Origin of the sequence: Lichenihabitans sp. Uapishka_5, assembly GCF_033947565.1 — a bacterium.
Classification (GTDB): Bacteria; Pseudomonadota; Alphaproteobacteria; order Rhizobiales; family Beijerinckiaceae; genus Lichenihabitans.
The window spans coordinates 116,784-132,770 of record NZ_JARPVX010000003.1 but is presented as its reverse complement, the minus strand read 5'-3'; the positions used below and the strand labels follow the sequence as shown (position 1 = coordinate 132,770).

16 protein-coding genes are annotated in these 15,987 nt (G+C 64.6%); 11 read left to right on the top strand and 5 right to left on the bottom strand.

Going from position 1 to position 15,987, the window contains the following annotated elements; genetic code table 11:
* Positions 1 to 3: 3 nt before the first annotated feature.
* Together P7D22_RS02575 and P7D22_RS02570 are read right to left on the bottom strand one after the other, a co-directional pair.
* Positions 4 to 1,242 carry an MFS transporter gene (locus P7D22_RS02575; RefSeq protein WP_319932637.1) on the bottom strand — a complete coding sequence of 413 codons (1,239 nt, stop codon included), beginning with the start codon at positions 1,240 to 1,242 and terminating at the stop codon, positions 4 to 6.
* A 160-nt stretch (positions 1,243 to 1,402) separates the two neighbouring features.
* Positions 1,403 to 2,023, bottom strand: coding sequence for a glutathione S-transferase (locus tag P7D22_RS02570; protein WP_319932636.1), 621 nt, complete (start codon positions 2,021 to 2,023; stop codon positions 1,403 to 1,405).
* Positions 2,024 to 2,145: 122 nt separating this feature from the next.
* Here P7D22_RS02570 and P7D22_RS02565 point away from each other — a divergent pair, with 122 nt between their 5' ends.
* From P7D22_RS02565 to P7D22_RS02550, 4 genes are all read left to right on the top strand, one after another.
* Complete coding sequence (locus tag P7D22_RS02565; RefSeq protein WP_319932635.1) at positions 2,146 to 3,345, top strand: pyridoxal phosphate-dependent aminotransferase; 1,200 nt, start codon at positions 2,146 to 2,148, stop codon at positions 3,343 to 3,345.
* A 15-nt stretch (positions 3,346 to 3,360) separates the two neighbouring features.
* Positions 3,361 to 4,065 carry a DUF1007 family protein gene (locus tag P7D22_RS02560; RefSeq protein WP_319932634.1) on the top strand — a complete coding sequence of 235 codons (705 nt, stop codon included), beginning with the start codon at positions 3,361 to 3,363 and terminating at the stop codon, positions 4,063 to 4,065.
* Positions 4,062 to 5,147, top strand: a complete 1,086-nt coding sequence (locus P7D22_RS02555) for a nickel/cobalt transporter (protein ID WP_319932633.1) — start codon at positions 4,062 to 4,064, stop codon at positions 5,145 to 5,147. The genes P7D22_RS02560 and P7D22_RS02555 overlap by 4 nt, the downstream gene beginning before the upstream one ends.
* Before the next feature lie 120 nt (positions 5,148 to 5,267).
* Positions 5,268 to 6,251, top strand: a complete 984-nt coding sequence (locus P7D22_RS02550) for an adenosine kinase (protein ID WP_319932632.1) — start codon at positions 5,268 to 5,270, stop codon at positions 6,249 to 6,251.
* 95 nt (positions 6,252 to 6,346) lie between these two features.
* Here P7D22_RS02550 and P7D22_RS02545 read toward each other — a convergent pair whose 3' ends face one another.
* Positions 6,347 to 7,042 (bottom strand): hypothetical protein, encoded by a 696-nt coding sequence (locus P7D22_RS02545; RefSeq protein ID WP_319932631.1) that lies wholly within the window; start codon positions 7,040 to 7,042, stop codon positions 6,347 to 6,349.
* 152 nt (positions 7,043 to 7,194) lie between these two features.
* Between P7D22_RS02545 and P7D22_RS02540 the strand changes: the two genes are divergently transcribed.
* From P7D22_RS02540 to P7D22_RS02515, 6 genes are all read left to right on the top strand, one after another.
* Positions 7,195 to 8,160, top strand: coding sequence for a sugar-binding transcriptional regulator (locus tag P7D22_RS02540; RefSeq protein ID WP_319932630.1), 966 nt, complete (start codon positions 7,195 to 7,197; stop codon positions 8,158 to 8,160).
* Positions 8,161 to 8,272: 112 nt separating this feature from the next.
* Positions 8,273 to 9,592 carry an ABC transporter substrate-binding protein gene (locus P7D22_RS02535; protein ID WP_319932629.1) on the top strand — a complete coding sequence of 440 codons (1,320 nt, stop codon included), beginning with the start codon at positions 8,273 to 8,275 and terminating at the stop codon, positions 9,590 to 9,592.
* A 304-nt stretch (positions 9,593 to 9,896) separates the two neighbouring features.
* Positions 9,897 to 10,694 carry a carbohydrate ABC transporter permease gene (locus P7D22_RS02530; protein ID WP_442916014.1) on the top strand — a complete coding sequence of 266 codons (798 nt, stop codon included), beginning with the start codon at positions 9,897 to 9,899 and terminating at the stop codon, positions 10,692 to 10,694.
* Positions 10,695 to 10,703: 9 nt separating this feature from the next.
* The gene (locus P7D22_RS02525) at positions 10,704 to 11,525 is read left to right on the top strand and encodes a carbohydrate ABC transporter permease (protein WP_319932627.1); all 822 of its coding nucleotides are present in this window, start codon (positions 10,704 to 10,706) and stop codon (positions 11,523 to 11,525) included.
* 14 nt (positions 11,526 to 11,539) lie between these two features.
* A complete protein-coding gene (locus P7D22_RS02520) occupies positions 11,540 to 12,655 on the top strand; it encodes an ABC transporter ATP-binding protein (protein ID WP_319932626.1) in 1,116 nt (371 codons plus the stop codon).
* A gap of 166 nt (positions 12,656 to 12,821) precedes the next feature.
* A complete protein-coding gene (locus P7D22_RS02515; RefSeq protein ID WP_319932625.1) occupies positions 12,822 to 14,024 on the top strand; it encodes an MFS transporter in 1,203 nt (400 codons plus the stop codon).
* Here the strand turns inward: P7D22_RS02515 and P7D22_RS02510 are convergent.
* On the bottom strand, positions 14,011 to 14,907 hold the full coding sequence (locus P7D22_RS02510) for a polysaccharide deacetylase family protein (protein ID WP_319932624.1): 897 nt from the start codon (positions 14,905 to 14,907) through the stop codon (positions 14,011 to 14,013). The two genes, P7D22_RS02515 and P7D22_RS02510, sit on opposite strands and share 14 nt — an antisense overlap.
* 98 nt (positions 14,908 to 15,005) lie before the next feature.
* Here P7D22_RS02510 and P7D22_RS02505 point away from each other — a divergent pair, with 98 nt between their 5' ends.
* Positions 15,006 to 15,452, top strand: coding sequence for an RrF2 family transcriptional regulator (locus P7D22_RS02505; RefSeq protein ID WP_319932623.1), 447 nt, complete (start codon positions 15,006 to 15,008; stop codon positions 15,450 to 15,452).
* 6 nt (positions 15,453 to 15,458) lie between these two features.
* Here P7D22_RS02505 and P7D22_RS02500 read toward each other — a convergent pair whose 3' ends face one another.
* Positions 15,459 to 15,932 carry a peroxiredoxin gene (locus tag P7D22_RS02500; protein ID WP_319932622.1) on the bottom strand — a complete coding sequence of 158 codons (474 nt, stop codon included), beginning with the start codon at positions 15,930 to 15,932 and terminating at the stop codon, positions 15,459 to 15,461.
* Between the last annotated feature and the right edge of the window lie 55 nt (positions 15,933 to 15,987).

Below are 15,987 nucleotides of genomic sequence, written 5' to 3'. Positions count from 1 at the left end.
CTCCTACAGGTTGCGCGACCGGGTTTCCGACATGCTGAGCACGGCCAGGAAGCTGATCAGGGCCGCCACCGAGATGTAATTGCCGACCCACGGCAGCCCGCCATGCTGCGATAGCACCTGGGCGATCGACGGTGCCAGCGAAGCCCCCAAAATGCCGCCGAGGTTATAGGCCGTCGAGGCTCCCGTGTAGCGAACCCGGGTGGGAAACAGCTCCGGCAGCAGGGCCCCCATCGGCGCAAAGGTGAAGCCCATCAGCGCCAGTTCCATCGACAAGAACACCAACGTCTTGAACGGGTCGCCGCTGCCAAGCAGGCGCGGCAGGCCGAGGCCCGACAAGGCCGCCGCGGCGCAGCCGGCAAGCAACACTGGCCGGCGTCCGAGCCTGTCGGCCAGCAGTGCCGAGATCGGCGTCGCCAGGGCCATGAACAACACTGCGATGCAGAGTAGCCCGAGGAAGTCGAGCTTGGGGATGTGTCCGACGCTGGTGCCGTAGCCGAGCGCGAAGACGGTCGACATGTAGAACAAGGCATAGCACACCACCATGGCGAGCGAGCCCTGGATCAGCGGCACGCCATGGTGCCGCAACACCTCCCAGATCGGCACGCGGGCCCGCTGGCCTTGCTCGGCCGCAGCCACGAAGGCCGGCGTTTCGCTCAAGCTGACCCGGACGTAGAGGCCGACGGCGACCAGCACGGCGCTGGCCAGGAACGGGATGCGCCAGCCGTAGCGCAGGAAATCGCCCTCGCCGAGGGTGAACAGGAGGGCGAGGAAAAAGCCATTCGCCATTAGGAATCCCAACGGCGGCCCGAGTTGGGGAAACATGCCGAACCAGGCGCGTTGCCGCTTCGGCGCGTTTTCGGTGGCGATCAGCGCCGCGCCGCCCCATTCGCCGCCGAGGCCGATGCCCTGCAGTAGGCGGAGCAGGCATAACAGGATCGGTGCCGCGACGCCGGCCTGTGCGTAACCCGGCAGGGCACCGATCAAGGTCGTGGCCACCCCCATCACCAGCATCGAGCCCACCAGCGTCGATTTGCGGCCGACACGGTCGCCGAAATGGCCGAACAGCACCGAACCGATCGGCCGCGCCATGAAGGCGATGCCGAAGGTCAGGAAGGCGCTGAGCGCCTGTAGGGCAGGGTCGCCGCCCGGAAAGAAGGTGCTGCCGACCACCAGCGCCGCGGCCGTGCCGTAGATGTAGAAGTCGTAGAACTCGATCGTCGTGCCCACGAGGCTCGCCAGCATGATGCGACTCGTGGCCGGTCGGGTCTGGCTGGTTTGGCGGCTTTCCGAACCCATTGCGGACGCGTCTCCCCTGATACTGCTTCTTTTTTGGCCGGTATGAGACGGCTCCCTAGCGGCTAAGCGGAGCGTCGGGGCCGCGTCAAGCCACCTTTGATGCGTGTCAGGCAGGCGACATGGCGCGGAAGGCCTCGGTGGCTTCCGCGTCTGCCGAAAGCTGAGTCAGATGGGGATGATCGGCCGCCGCAAGTCGGCCGGGTAGGGTGTCGGTCGTGAAGCGCCAAGCAATGGCTGCGGTGATGTCGGCTTGCATCAAGCGGGGGCCGGACAGCCAGGGTGTCGTGCACACGACAGCCTCGTCGAGCAAGTGGTAGGCGGCCACGAGCTGATCGCCGATGCGCCCCAGCCAGGGTTCATGTCGTTTCGCGGCCGGCCGAAGCTTTTCTTCGACAACGATCTGGAAGGTTTTTTCGCAAGCCGCCAGCGCCAGCCCGATGATGCGTTGGTGTCGCGCGAAGACCTTGGGATCCTGCGGCGCAAGCCTCAGGTCTGGCGCCGCCATGCGCTCGACCACCTCGAGGATCAGCGTCGAATCGAGCAGCACCGTCCCGTCGTCCAGGACGAGCGTCGGCGCTTTAACGACAGGGTTGATGTCCGCAAAGGTCGGGTAGTCGCCGAAGACCGACAGGTTTTCGTGGACGAACGCCAGCCCTTGCAGGTGTAGCGACACGGCCACGCGGCGCACGAAGGGAGAGTCGAGCTTGCCGATCAAGCGCATGGTCATGCTCTTTTCCGTGAATCACGAAATCGCAGGGATATGATATCGCCGGATGCGACAGGCTGCCTCACTATCGTGATCAAGGCTGCGCCCAAGCGCAATGCCGCGTCGAACCTGGAATCAGAGCCATGTTGACCAACGTTCCGAGTTTCGACCGCATCGGCGAGGAGAACGCCTTTGCGGTGCTGGCCCGCGCCACGGAGCTGACGCGGCAGGGCCGAGACATCATCAATCTGGGGATCGGTCAGCCCGACTTCCCGACCCCACCCCATATTGTCGAGGCCGCCGTCAAGGCGTTGCGCGACGGCCATCACGGTTACACGCCAGCCACGGGGCTCCTGCCCTTGCGCGAAGCCGTCGCGGCAGACCTGCATCGGCGCCATGCCGTTGAGGTGTCGCCCGAGCGGGTGATGATCGTGCCGGGCGGCAAGGTGACCATGTTCATGGCCATCCTGATGTTCGGCGAGCCCGGCGCCGAAATTCTTTACCCGGACCCTGGCTTCCCGATCTACCGGTCGATGATCGAGTTCACGGGGGCGACACCGGTCCCGACCCCGATCCGGGAGGCCAATGGCTTCGCGGTTTCGGCCGAGGACATCCTCGGCCTCATCACCCCGCGGACGCGGCTGCTCATCGTCAACTCCCCCGCCAACCCCACCGGCGGTGTGACGCCGGCGGCCGAGATCGACCGCTTGGTGGCGGGACTTGCCCGGCACCCGCAGGTGGCGGTGATGTCGGACGAAATTTACGGTCAGATGACCTATGACGGGCTTCAGCACCGCTCGCTCCTGTCCTATCCTGAGCTCCGCGACCGTTTGATCCTGCTCGATGGCTGGTCGAAGACTTATGCGATGACGGGGTGGCGGCTCGGCTATGGCGTTTGGCCGGACGGGCTTTACGACAAGGCCCGCAAGCTCGTCGTCAACTCCTTTTCCTGCACCAATGCCCCCACCCAGTTTGCCGGAATGGCGGCCCTCGAAGGTCCGCAGGATGCTGTGGCCCGCATGATGGACAGTTTCGACGCGCGCCGGCGCCTCGTCACCGACGGGCTGAACGCCCTGCCGGGCGTCTCGGCCCAGACCCCGAAAGGCGCCTTCTATGCCTTCCCGAACATCGCCGCGACGGGGTGGCGCAGCAAGCCGCTCGCCCGAGCCCTGCTGGAGGACGCCGGCGTGGCGACCATCGGGGGCCCTGATTTCGGCATTCACGGCGAAGGCTATCTTCGGCTCAGCTACGCCAACTCGGCCGACAACATCCGCTTGGCGCTCGATCGCATCGCGGCCTTCCTCGCCCGCGCAATGCCGCCGACCGGGAAAGCCTCAGATTAGCCGAACTCGCGGGCCATGCCGGCCCCTGGTGAAGCCGGGAAGATGCGCGACCGCATGGTGTTGAAGCGAGGCGCTTGGCGCGTGCGGGCTTGGGGCTTGGGGTGCGCAGCCGCGATCTGCCTGGTCAGTCAAGGTGCTGTGGCCCACCCGCACGTGTTCGTCACGGCCCGGCAAGCGGTGGTGTTCGGCCCCGACGGCAAGGTCACCGGAGTGCAGGCGGCCTGGACCTTCGATGACATGTACTCGGCCTTTGCGATCCAGGGGCTCGGCGACCCGGCCAAGGTCCTGACCCGGCAGGATCTCGCGCCCTTGGCCAAGACCAATGTCGACTCCCTGGCGGAGTTCGGCTGGTTCACCGTGGCGAAAACGGGCGGCAAGTCGCAGCCCTTCGCGTACCCTGTCGACTATTGGCTTGACGAAAGCGCCGACAAGCTGATCACGCTGCATTTCACCTTGCCGCTGAAGGTGCCGATCGCGACCGGCCCGTTCTTCAACCTCCAGGTCTACGATCCGACCTATTTCGTCGCCTTCGAATTTGCCGACAAGGACCCCGTGACGCTTGTCGGGGCTCCTCCGGGCTGTTCGGTGACGGTCAGTAAGCCGAAGCCGCTCGACAACACGGACAACCAGAAACTGTCCGAAGCCTTCTTCAGCAACATGTCGCCCGGCATGGACTTCGGCATCAAGCTCGCGAGCCGGGCCATCGTGGCCTGCCCGTGAGTGGTCTATTAGCCGGGGAGCGTCGCATCAGCGTCGCAGTGGCGTGGTTCCTGCTGGCCGTGACGCCGGCCCTGGCGCAGGCCCATAACCCGTTCAGCGTCGGCATCTCGGAAGGCGGCGGCAGCGCCACGGGGATCACCGGATGGCTGCTGGCGCAACAGGGCTGGCTTGAACATCAGTTGTCGCTCGGCGTGCGGGCAGCCCGGCTCGGCGGCGGCCTATGGCCGCTCGTCGGCATGGGCTTCGTGTACGGCGTCTTCCATGCGGCGGGGCCGGGGCACGGCAAGGCGGTGCTGAGCTCCTATATGGTAGCGAACGAGCGGGCTTTGCGGCGCGGCATCGGGCTGTCCTTTGCGGCCGCGCTGCTGCAGGGGCTGGTCGCGATCGCCTTGATCGGCGTCATGACGCTTGTGCTGCACGCTACGGCCCAACGCATGAAGGATGCCGCCAGTCTGATCGAAACGGCGAGTTTCCTCGCCATTGTGGCGCTCGGGCTCAGCCTCGTTTGGCGCAAGGGACTGGCCCTGCGCCGGACCTGGCGGGCGACGCGGGATCCCTGGGCGCGCTTCGGCGGCGGGTCTCGATCCGCCGCACCCGCGATGGCCTTTGCGGGCCCTGCGGTGACGAGCCTCGGCGGAAACCGTGGCGCCATCGTCAGCCGCTTTGCCTGCGACGCGGCCGAGGTGGCGCATCCTGCCGATTGCACCCATTGCCACGGACCCGATCCACGCAGCTTGACTGACCAAAGCATCGATTGGCGAGCCGCCGGCGCGACCATGTTGGCCGCCGGGCTGCGGCCTTGCTCGGGCGCCATCCTGGTGCTGGTCTTCGCCTTTGCGCAGGGCGTGTTCCCGGCCGGGGTGCTGGCCGTCTTGGCCATGTCGTTCGGCGTCGCCTTGACGACGGCCGCGCTGGCCAGCACGGCCGTTCTGTTCAAGGCCACGGCGACGCGGCTTATCGGGCGACGCTCGCCCTGGGCGGCGCTGGTGGGCGCGGGCGTCGAGCTCCTGGCCGCCGGCGTGGTGTTGTTGGCGGGTATTCTGTTGCTGGCCGGCCAGGCGGCGTCGATCGGTGCGACTTGACGCTCCGGGGCGGAATGGCTTTACCCACCCGACACCGTCTTCGATGGGGCGGGTGTGTCGTGGATGTGGGCCAGGCGGGCTGCGACGGGCACCCGATCCCGCCGTGCCCTGCGAGTCCGCATGTCTTCCTCCTCCTACGACGTCCTCTGCCTCGGCAATGCCATTGTGGACGTCATTTGCCGCGTCGATGACGCCCTTTTGGCCACCGAAAGCATCACCAAGGGGTCGATGACCCTGATCGACGGCGCCCGCGCCGAAGCGCTGTATGGCGTGATGACGGATGTGGCGGTGGTATCGGGAGGCTCCGCGGCCAACACCGCAGTCGGCGTCGCCAGTTTCGGCGGACGCTCGGCTTTTATCGGCAAAGTGCGCAACGACGCCGTTGGGGACCTCTTCGCGGGTGACCTCCGGCGAACCGGCGTGCATTTCGCCACGCCTGCGGCCGAAGACGGACCTGCGACGGCCCGCTCCTACATTATGGTCACCCCTGATGGGCAGCGGTCGATGAACACGTATCTTGGCGCATGTCAGAATCTGAGCGTCGCCGACGTCGATCCGGAGTTGGTCCGCGGCTCTGCCGTGACCTATCTGGAAGGCTATCTTTGGGATCCGGCAGACGCCAAACTCGCGTTCCGCAAGGCAGCCGAGATCGCCCACGCGGCCGGCCGCAAGGTTGCCATCACGCTGTCCGACAGCTTTTGCGTCGACCGCTACCGGGCAGAGTTCCTGGAACTGATCCGCAGCCGCACGGTGGACATTGTCTTCGCCAACGGTGCGGAGCTGGAAGCCCTCTACGAGACAACGGCGCTCGCGACGGCGATCGACGCGATCCGCCGCGATTGTGGCCTTGCGGTCGTCACCGTCGGGTCCGACGGCGCCCACGTTGTGACGCCCGATTCCACCTACCACGTCCCGGCCTGTCCGATCGCCGATCTGGTCGATACCACGGGGGCGGGGGACCTTTTCGCGGCCGGCTACCTGTTCGGCTTCGCCACGGGTCGCGATCACGAAACAAGTGCGCGGCTCGGGGCGATCGCGGCCGCCGAGGTCATCCAGCATCTCGGGGCGCATCCGCAGGTGCCGCTGATCGAGCGGATCGCCTGAACGCGATCCACAATACGGTTTCCGCGCCACACTTGGGCGGCGCGGAAACAGTGAGTCTACCTACGCGCTAGAACTTGGTTGCATTGCCTGCGGCTTCAATCATTCGGCTCGAAAGCGGCGCGGATCGACTCGCCAAAGCCAAGCTCGCTGGGCGACGGGCCGCGAACGTCCGCGTCGCTGTCGAAATCATCGCTATCGGTGATGTGGCGGCTGGCGTAGCCCGGGCCGAACGCGAGATTGCTTGGCACGCCACCATAACCGACGTAGCTGCTATAGGCATTGCCGTAATTCGGGTTGTTATAGCCGACACCCGGACCGCTGTTCAGATCGCCGTTGTCAAAGGTGCCGCCGAGACCGTCGAACCCATAACCGTAGACACCACCCGTGCGCAAACGCACCGCCTCGTTCCTGGCGGCGCGGCGGGCTGCTTCTCCGTCACCATGAGTCCCGAGGCCGTAGCCGTTGGCGCTGAAGCCGCCCCAGGCGACGACCTCGTTGCCCCCATCCCGATACTCGACGCCTGATCCCTGATGTGCCTTGGTGTGATGCCGGGTGATGGTAAGCTGCCGCTCGTGGCTCGATTGTGCATAGGCCGGCACGGCCGCCGCGCCGAGCAGCGTGACGGAAACGGCGAAACGAAGAACTGTCCTGATCGACATGATGGTATCCGACTGAGGCGGGCGACCGGTTGCGAGCGGCGCGGGAAATGATGTTGTGAACCCAACGTGTCGCCGATGATTCAGTTCATTTGCCGCGCTGACGCGATCCCAGAGGGTGAACGCAAGCTTCATGCGAGGGCCGGCTGCAGCCATCAGCCTGAGGCCATCGAAGGTTCATGGCGCTGCCTGTTTCGTGGCGGTGCACCATGGGATGCCGCCCTTGACCATGCCGAAGGCGTCGCGCTTTAGTTCGACGACCGGGATTCCAAGCGTCGAGGTAAACGTTGAACGACCTCACCTTCGATCCCAAGCTGCGGCGCCTCGATCTGGCGGCGCGGGCAGCCTGGCTTTATTATATCAAGCGTCGCACCCAGGACGAGATCGCGGTCGAGCTGAACGTGTCGCGGCCGAACGCGCAAAGGCTCGTGGCTCTGGCGCTCAGCGAAGGGCTGGTGCGTATCCGCATCGACCATCCGCTGACGAAAAGCATCGAGCTTGGCGAACGCGTGCGGGAACGCTTCGAGCTGACCTTCTGCGACGTGGCGCCGAGCGGCGCCCGCGGCAACGATGCGCCTTCCGGCGTCGCTCACCGGGCGGCAGAGCTGCTGGAAAATTTCTTGTCTCCCAAGACGCCTCAGGTTTTGGCCTTCGGCACCGGCCGGACGCTGCGCGAAGCCGCGCGCCTCGTCAGCACCATGTCGCGACCGGACCACAAGATCGTGTCGGTCGTGGGCAACCTGTCCCGAGACGGGCGGGCCAGCCCGTACGATGTCGTGATGCGTTTGTCGGATCGGGTCGGCGCGCAATGCTACCCGTTGCCCCTTCCGGTGATCGTCGACACCGAGGAGGAATGTGCCATCCTCAAGGCCCAGCGCGGCTACCGCACCCTGCAGGATCTCTATGAGCAAGCCGACGCCCTGATGTTCGGCGTCGGTCGTCTCGATGAGCATGCGCCGCTGCTGATCGACGGCTTCATCACCCCTGAGGAATTCGATGCGACGCGACGGCTCGGTGCCATCGGCGAACTGACGAGCCGTAGCTTCGATGCATCGGGCCGGGTGATCGACGATGCGATCGCCCGCCGTCTCACCGCCATGGAGCTTCGCCGCTCTCCGACGCGTCCCACGATTCTGGTGGCGAGCGGGCGCGAGAAAGCCGCCGCGCTGCGGGCCGCCCTCGTGGGCCGACTTGGCAATGGCGTGATTATCGACGAAGATCTGGCTGAGGCTCTTCTGTGCGACGCACAATAATGCTGCATCGCAATATTAGGATAACCTTGTTCAAGGCTTGACAAAACAAGCAAAACGCCAGAGCATTTGCTCTTGCGGTGAGCATTTAACAACCGCTGTGGGAGGATTCTTGATGCGTTTCGCTCGTGTCGGCGGGATTACCGCTGCTGCGCTGCTGGCTAGCAGCGCGGGTGTTTATGCCCAGCAAACAACCCTGACGATCGCCACCGTGAACAACGGCGACATGATCGTCATGCAGAAGCTGTCGCCGAAGTTCGAGCAGGAAACCGGCATCAAGCTGAACTGGGTCGTGCTGGAAGAAAACGTGCTGCGCCAGCGCGTCACGACCGACATCGCCACCAAGGGCGGTTCCTTCGACGTCGTCACCATTTCGGGCTACGAGACGCCGATCTGGGGCAAGCAGGGCTGGCTGACGCCGGTCGACGATCTCGGCCAGGATTACGATTACAACGACATCGTCCCGCAGGTGAAATCCGCGCTGACGGTCGACGGCAAGATGTATTCGGCGCCGTTCTACGCTGAAAGCTCGCTGGTCTTCTATCGCAAGGACCTATTCGACAAGGCCGGCATCAAGATGGCCGACAAGCCGACCTATGAGCAGATCGCTCAATATGCCGACAAGCTGAACGACAAGTCTGGCGGCATCTACGGCATCTGCCTGCGCGGCAAGCCGGGCTGGGGCGAGAACATGGCGTTCCTCGGAACCGCCGCGGTCGCAAATGGCGGCGAGTGGTTCAACGAAAAGTGGCAGCCCCAGTTCACCTCGAAGCCCTGGGAGAACACCGTCAAGTGGTACCTTGACGTGATGAAGAAGGACGGCCCGCCCGGCGCCACCGCCAATGGCTATAACGAGAACCGCGCCCTCTTTGCCACCGGCAAGTGCGGCATGTGGATCGATGCGACCGTGACGGCCGGCTACCTCTACAACCCGAAGGAAAGCCAGGTGGCCGACAAGGTCGCCTTTGCGCCGGCTCCCGTGACGGCCGCCAATGAAAAGGCCAGCGGCTGGTTCTGGACCTGGGCCCTCGGGATCCCGGCGTCGAGCAAGCAGGCCGATGCCGCGAAGAAGTTTGTCAAGTGGGCGACCTCGAAGGACTATATCAAGATGGTCGGCGAGAGCGAAGGTTGGGTGTCCGCACCTCCCGGCACGCGCCTGTCGACCTACGCCAGCGCTGACTACAAGAAGGCGGCCCCCTTCGCGGACTTTGTCCTGAACGCCATCAAGGCGACCGATCCGACCAAGCCCACCGTCAACCCGGTCCCCTATACGGGCGTGCAATATGCCTCGATCCCCGAGTTCCAGGGCATCGGCACCACGGCCGGCCAGGACATCGCGGCGGCCCTCGCGGGCCAGAGCACCGGCGAGGAAGCCTTGAAGAAGGCTCAGACCTCGGCCGAGCGCACCTTGAAGCAGGCTGGTTACCCGAAGTAGGACAAGGGCCCCGGCGCTGAGCCGGGGCCTCTTCGACATCGCGGCAGCCGCGGAGAACTCACTCTCCCCGGCTGCTGCCTGCATCCCGGTGCATCGCGCTTATTGCGTCCGGCACTCAGGCACCCGCTTCCGTTCTGACCGGCCCTGGGGGCCGATCGGCGCATCCCTCAAGTCAGGATGGCCGCTTATGACCACCACAGCCTTATCGTCGAAGCCGGCCCGCTTTTCGTTCAAGCGCGCTCAGAGCCGCGCCGTCGATACACGTCCACTTCTGTGGCCCAGCATCGGCGTGCTGCTGATCTGGATGATCGTGCCGCTTGCACTCACGCTCTATTATTCGTTCCGCAATTATAATCTTGTCGATCCGTCGACCCAAGGGTGGGCCGGCTTCGATAATTACACCTATCTTCTCACCGACCCCTCGTTCCTGACCTCTGTCTGGAACACCGTTCTGCTGGTTGGCGGCGTGCTGATAGCTACGGTCGTATTCGGCACGCTGTTCGCCGTGTTGTTCGACCAGGATTTTTGGGGGCAGGGCGCAGCGCGGTTGTTCGTCATCGCGCCGTTTTTCGTCATGCCGACCGTTGCGGCATTGGTTTGGAAAAACCTGCTGATGCACCCGGTGAACGGATTGTTCGCCTATATCACGAGTTCGCTCCACCTGGGCGTGTTCGATTGGTTTACGTCGGCGCCCTTGTTCTCCGTCGGCATTATCGTGGCCTGGCAATGGGTGCCGTTCGCGACCTTGATCCTGCTGACCGCCATGCAGTCTCTCGATCGTGAGCAGATCGAGGCCGCCCGCATGGATGGCGCCAAGGCCTTGGCGCGCTTTCGTCACATCATCGTTCCCCATCTGGCCCGCCCGATCACCGTTGTGGTGATGATCGAGACCATCTTCCTGCTGGGGATCTTTGCCGAAATCTACGTCACGACATCGGGTGGCCCGGGCGATGCCTCGACCAACCTGCCGTTCCTGATCTTCAAGACCGCGATCCAGAACTCGGACGTCGGCGGCGGCTCGGCGGGCGGCATCGTGGCCGTCATTCTGGCCAATATCGTGGCCTTCTTCCTCGTGCGCACCGTCGCACGCAACCTCGACTGAGGCGACGTCATGCAGGCAAAAGCTCGCGACAAGGCGCTGATGACGGTGCTTGGATGGGGGGTGGCGTTCCTGGTCTTTTTTCCCGTCCTGTGGATGGCATTGGCATCGTTCAAGACGGAGCTCGATGCGGTGGCGACGCCGCCAAAGATCCTGTTCCACCCGACGCTTGAGAACTACGTCACCATTAATGAGCGGTCGGACTACCTCAAGTTCTTCATCAATTCGGTCGTCGAGTCGGTCGGGGCCACGCTGGTTTGCCTGCTGCTCGCCGCCCCGGCCGCCTACGCAATGGCGTTTTTTCCGACGCGCAAGACCAAGGACATCCTGATGTGGATGTTGTCGACCAAGATGATGCCGGCGGTGGGCGTGCTGGTCCCCATCTACCTGATCGGCATCCGGACACACCTGCTCGACACCTGGGCCGGCATGATCATCGTTTTCTCGCTGATGAATCTGCCGATCGTGGTGTGGATGCTCTACTCGTTCTTTCGCGAGGTTCCGAAGGAGATCCTCGAGGCGGCCCGCATGGATGGCGCTACGCCGCGCCAGCAGCTGATCGAGTTGCTGCTCCCCTTGTCGCTGCCGGGCATCTTCTCGACGGCCCTGCTGTCGATTATCATCTGCTGGAACGAGGCTTTCTGGAGCATCAACCTGACGGCCGCCAATTCGGCGCCGCTGACCCAGTTCATCGCCTCCTTCTCGAGCCCTGAAGGTTTGTTCTGGGCCAAGCTGTCGGCGGCCTCGCTGCTGGCCATCGCGCCGATCCTCGTGTTCGGCTGGCTGACGCAAAAACAACTCGTCCGGGGTCTCACCTTCGGCGCCGTGAAGTAGGGAAGCGCACCTCTATGGCCACCGTCACGCTCAACAATGTCCAGAAACACTATGGCGACGTGCACGTCATCCAGGGTGTCGATCTCAGCATCAAGGACCGGGAGTTCGTGGTCTTCGTCGGGCCCTCGGGCTGCGGCAAGTCTACCCTGCTGCGCATGATCGCCGGGCTCGAGGAGATCACCGGAGGCGAGCTGAAGATCGACGGCTCCGTAGCCAATGACGTGCCGCCCGATCAGCGTGGCCTTGCCATGGTGTTCCAGTCCTACGCGCTGTATCCGCATATGACGGTGGCCAACAACATGGCCTTCGCCTTAAAGCTCGCTGGCGTGTCGAAGCAGGAGCGCGACGCCAAGGTGGCCGAGGCCGCCCGCATTCTGCAGCTCGAAAAGCTCCTTGATCGCCGCCCGGGGCAATTGTCCGGCGGGCAGCGCCAGCGTGTCGCCATCGGGCGCGCCATCGTGCGCCAGCCCAAGGTGTTCCTGTTCGACGAGCCGCTGTCGAATCTCGATGCCTCGCTCCGGGTGCAGATGCGCATCGAGATCGCCCGCCTGCACAACGAACTCGACGCGACGATGATCTACGTCACCCATGACCAGATCGAGGCCATGACCATGGCGGATCGCATCGTGGTCCTGCGAGCCGGCAAGATCGAACAGGTCGGTACGCCGCTCGAGCTGTACCATTATCCGGCCAACACTTTTGTGGCGGGCTTCATCGGATCGCCCAAGATGAACCTGACGCCCGTGACCATCAAGGGTCAGGATGCGATGGGTGTCGCAGTCACATTGCCGGGCGGCGGCACCGTGTCGGTGCCGGTGGAGGGTGCGCGCGTCACGGCCGGCACGCAGGGCATGCTCGGGGTGCGGCCCGAAAACTTCGCCGTGGCGGCCGAGGGGCCCATCGGCGGCAAGGTCGCGGTGGTCGAACAACTTGGTGGCGAAACGCTCGTCTACGTCGATGTCGGCAGCGGCACGTTGGTGACCGTCAAGGGTAACGGCAGCCTCAATGTCCCGGTCGGCACCGCGGTTCGGTTGACCGTCTCGACGGGCGAAGCCAACCTCTTCGACCAGAACGGCATCGCACTGACGCCAAAGGTGAAGCACGATTATAGCGCCACCAAGGTGCATTGATCGTCGGATAGGTCATCGCCGGAACCCGCCGGGCGCGCCTGCTTCTTAGGCGCGCCAGTTCTGGCGTGCCTTTCGGGCATGGCGGGGCTAGGGTTCGCCCCGTCCGAGTCTGGCGGTCATGCGGTTCGGCGTGGCAGGCGTCGGGCGCAGCCCGCGAGTTCAGCCTATGTCCGTTGCCGCAGACCTCGCCCCGTCCGAGGGTGCGATCGCCAGACCGTTGGTCTTTCTGCTTGCAGCCTCGTGTGGCCTCGCCGTCGCCAACCTTTACTACGCTCAACCGCTGATCGCCCCGATCAGCGCTGCGCTTGGGCTGTCCACGGCCGCTGCCGGGCTCATCGTCACCATGACGCAGATCGGTTACGTCATCGGTCTGTTGTTCATCGTGCCGCTGGGTGATCTCCTTGAAAACAAGCGGCTGATCACGGTGGTGCTCGGTCTTTGCGCTTTGGCGCTACTCGGTGCCACCTTTGCCACGCGGGCGCTGCCGTTCCTGCTGTCGATGTTGGCTATCGGCCTGTGTTCCGTCGTAGTGCAAATCCTTATCCCCTTGACGGCGCACCTCGCCCCCGAGGCGACGCGTGGCCGGGTGGTTGGCACGGTCACGAGCGGGCTGATGCTCGGCATCATGTTGTCGCGACCAGTCGCGAGCTTCATCACTCACTTGTCCTCCTGGCGCACTGTCTTCGGGCTGTCGACCGTGGTGACATTCGGGTTGGCTCTGGCGCTCGCGCGTTTGCTTCCCACGCGCCGGCCCCCCCCGGGTTTGCACTACCATGCCCTGCTGCGGTCCATGCTGCACCTCGCCTTGACCACAAAGGTGCTGTGGCGTCGCTCCGCCTATCAGTTCTGCTCCTTCGGGGCCTTCAGCCTGTTTTGGACCACCGTGCCGTTGCTGCTGCAGGAGCCGCGCTTCGGCTTCACTCAGGCCGGCATCGCGTGGTTCGGCTTGGCCGCCGTGGCGGGCGCGGTCGCAGCCCCGTTTGCAGGCACGCTGGCTGATCGCGGCCTCGAACGCTTCTCCACGGGCCTTGGCCTCGCCTCAGTGGCGACTGCGTTTTTGCTCACCCATGTGGAGGTTGCGTCCCCGGTTATCGGGGTCGGGCTGCTGGTGCTTGCGGCGATCTTGCTCGACTTCGGCACCTCGGCCACTCTGGTGGTCAGTCAACGGGCGGTCTTTTCGCTCGGGCCGACCGTCAGGGCACGATTGAACGGCCTGTTCCTGGCCATGTTCTTCATCGGTGGCGCGCTTGGCTCGGCGCTTGGTGCCTGGGTTTACGCCAAGGGTGGCTGGGGTTGGGCCGCCTGGGCCGGAGTGATGCCGCCGATCGTCGCCCTCGGGCTGTTCGCAACCGAGTTCAGGCGCTCCTGAAGTCCGGCACCGTGCCGTCCGGCAGGGTGAGGACATGGTCGGCGATGGCGCCGGCCCGCGTTATCCAGATCCGGTCTCGATGCGCCAGGATGTGGTCGAGGGCGCGCCGCAGGTGCCGCAATCGGTGCGGTTGCCCCATGATATAGGGGTGAAGCGCGATGCCCATCACCAGCGGCATCGTTTCGCTCTGCTCGAGCATCTCGTCGAAATGATCGACGATCAGGGCCGCAAAGGCGTCGCCCCCCATCTTGCGGCCCACGATGGCCGGAATGTCGTTGACCTCCTGCGGATAGGGCACCGAAAGGATGCGTCCACCGCGCGTGCGCATCCAAACGGGCTGGTCGTCCATGCACCAGTCGAGCAGGAACGTATAGCCTGCCTCCTGCAGCAGATCGGGCGTCTGGGGGCTCTCGGAAATCCAGGGTCCAAGCCAGCCGCGGGGATGCCGGCCCTCGCGGGTCGTTAGCGCGGCAGTGGCCTCTGCGATCAAGGCCCGTTCGGCGTCTTCCGGCAGGGTGCCTTGCCGTTCCGCGTTGCTGCGGCCGTGGCCAAGGATCTCGTCGCCACGCGCCCGGAACGCCTCCGCCAGGCCGGGGCAATCATCGTAGATCGCACTGTTCAGCAGCACCGAGGTGGGCAAGCCATGCGACTCGAACAGCTCCAGCATGCGAAAGGCGCCGACGCGGTTGCCGTAATCGCGCCACCCGTAATTGAGAACGTCCGGCGCCGGACCGCCCGGCGCCAGTTCGGCCCCCAGGCCGTCTCCAAACCGGAACGTCTCGAGGTTCAGCCCGAGATAGACCGCGAGCCGGGTTCCATTCGGCCATGTGTAAGAGGGGCGTCCGTCGATCGGCCGATAAGGATAGCGATGAAAACCGGTCATGCTGTCGTCATCGTTTCTGAAACCCCGTTCCGGCCTTGTGCGAAGACTCGCGTCGCGCCCCACCGCTGCCTATATAGGATCAGGCAACGTGGATCGACATGCTGACCAACAAGGGCAAGTACGGCCTCAAGGCCTTGACGCATCTGGCCGGGCTGCCGCTCGGTCAGACGGCCCAGTCGGCCGAGATCGCCGCCGCCAATACGATCCCGAAGAAGTTTCTCGATGCCATCCTGGGTGAATTGCGGGTGGCGGGGTTCGTCAGCACCAAGAAGGGCAAGGGCGGCGGCTATCGACTGTCGCGGATCCCGGACGAGATCAGCATCGGGGCCGCCATCCGGGTGCTCGATGGACCCTTGGCGCCGATCGGCTGTGCCAGTCGGCGCTCCTACCGCCCCTGCCAGGATTGCAAGGACATCCGCACCTGCACGGTGCGGTTGCTGATGTTGCAGGTGCGCGACGAGTCGGCCCGTGTTCTCGACAACACTTCGCTGGCCGACATGTGTCGCAAGCCGGCCGAACTCGATGCCCTCAGCTACGATATCTGATCGGCATCAGGCCAGGGCCTGAGCGGCCGCCAGCACGGCTTCCGCATGGCCGGGCACCTTCACGTTGGGCCAGATCTGAGCCACCGCACCATCGCGGCCGATCAGCACCGTGGTGCGCTCGACACCCATGTATTTGCGGCCATACATGCTCTTTTGCGTCCACACACCATAGGCTTCCAGCATGGCCTTCGACTCGTCCGACCCGAGCTCGAGATCAAGCCCGTGCTTGGCCTTGAACTTTTCGTGGCTCGCAGCCGAATCGGGCGAAACGCCGATAACGGTCGTGTCACATGCCGCAAAGGCCGAGCGGAGCTGGTTGAAGTCGATCGCCTCCTTGGTGCAGCCGCTCGTATCGTCCTTGGGATAGAAATAAAGCACGACCTTGCGGCCCCGGCAGGCCTCGTTGGTCAGCGGTGCGCCGTCACGAGCCACGAACCCGAAGGGCGGTGCGACGTCTCCGATATGCAGCGATCCGGTCATCGGCCTTCCTTTCGTCCTATTGGGCGTTGAGAGGGTTGCACCATAGACACAGGTC

Coding starts and splice junctions, on each gene's coding strand:
- P7D22_RS02575 (WP_319932637.1), bottom strand. CDS start 1,242: ATGCTGGCGAGCCTCGTGGGCACGACGATCGAGTTCTACGACTTCTAC.
- P7D22_RS02570 (WP_319932636.1), bottom strand. CDS start 2,023: ATGACCATGCGCTTGATCGGCAAGCTCGACTCTCCCTTCGTGCGCCGC.
- P7D22_RS02565 (WP_319932635.1), top strand. CDS start 2,146: ATGTTGACCAACGTTCCGAGTTTCGACCGCATCGGCGAGGAGAACGCC.
- P7D22_RS02560 (WP_319932634.1), top strand. CDS start 3,361: ATGCCGGCCCCTGGTGAAGCCGGGAAGATGCGCGACCGCATGGTGTTG.
- P7D22_RS02550 (WP_319932632.1), top strand. CDS start 5,268: ATGTCTTCCTCCTCCTACGACGTCCTCTGCCTCGGCAATGCCATTGTG.
- P7D22_RS02545 (WP_319932631.1), bottom strand. CDS start 7,042: ATGAAGCTTGCGTTCACCCTCTGGGATCGCGTCAGCGCGGCAAATGAA.
- P7D22_RS02535 (WP_319932629.1), top strand. CDS start 8,273: ATGCGTTTCGCTCGTGTCGGCGGGATTACCGCTGCTGCGCTGCTGGCT.
- P7D22_RS02530 (WP_442916014.1), top strand. CDS start 9,897: ATGATCGTGCCGCTTGCACTCACGCTCTATTATTCGTTCCGCAATTAT.
- P7D22_RS02525 (WP_319932627.1), top strand. CDS start 10,704: ATGCAGGCAAAAGCTCGCGACAAGGCGCTGATGACGGTGCTTGGATGG.
- P7D22_RS02520 (WP_319932626.1), top strand. CDS start 11,540: ATGGCCACCGTCACGCTCAACAATGTCCAGAAACACTATGGCGACGTG.
- P7D22_RS02515 (WP_319932625.1), top strand. CDS start 12,822: ATGTCCGTTGCCGCAGACCTCGCCCCGTCCGAGGGTGCGATCGCCAGA.
- P7D22_RS02510 (WP_319932624.1), bottom strand. CDS start 14,907: ATGACCGGTTTTCATCGCTATCCTTATCGGCCGATCGACGGACGCCCC.
- P7D22_RS02505 (WP_319932623.1), top strand. CDS start 15,006: ATGCTGACCAACAAGGGCAAGTACGGCCTCAAGGCCTTGACGCATCTG.
- P7D22_RS02500 (WP_319932622.1), bottom strand. CDS start 15,932: ATGACCGGATCGCTGCATATCGGAGACGTCGCACCGCCCTTCGGGTTC.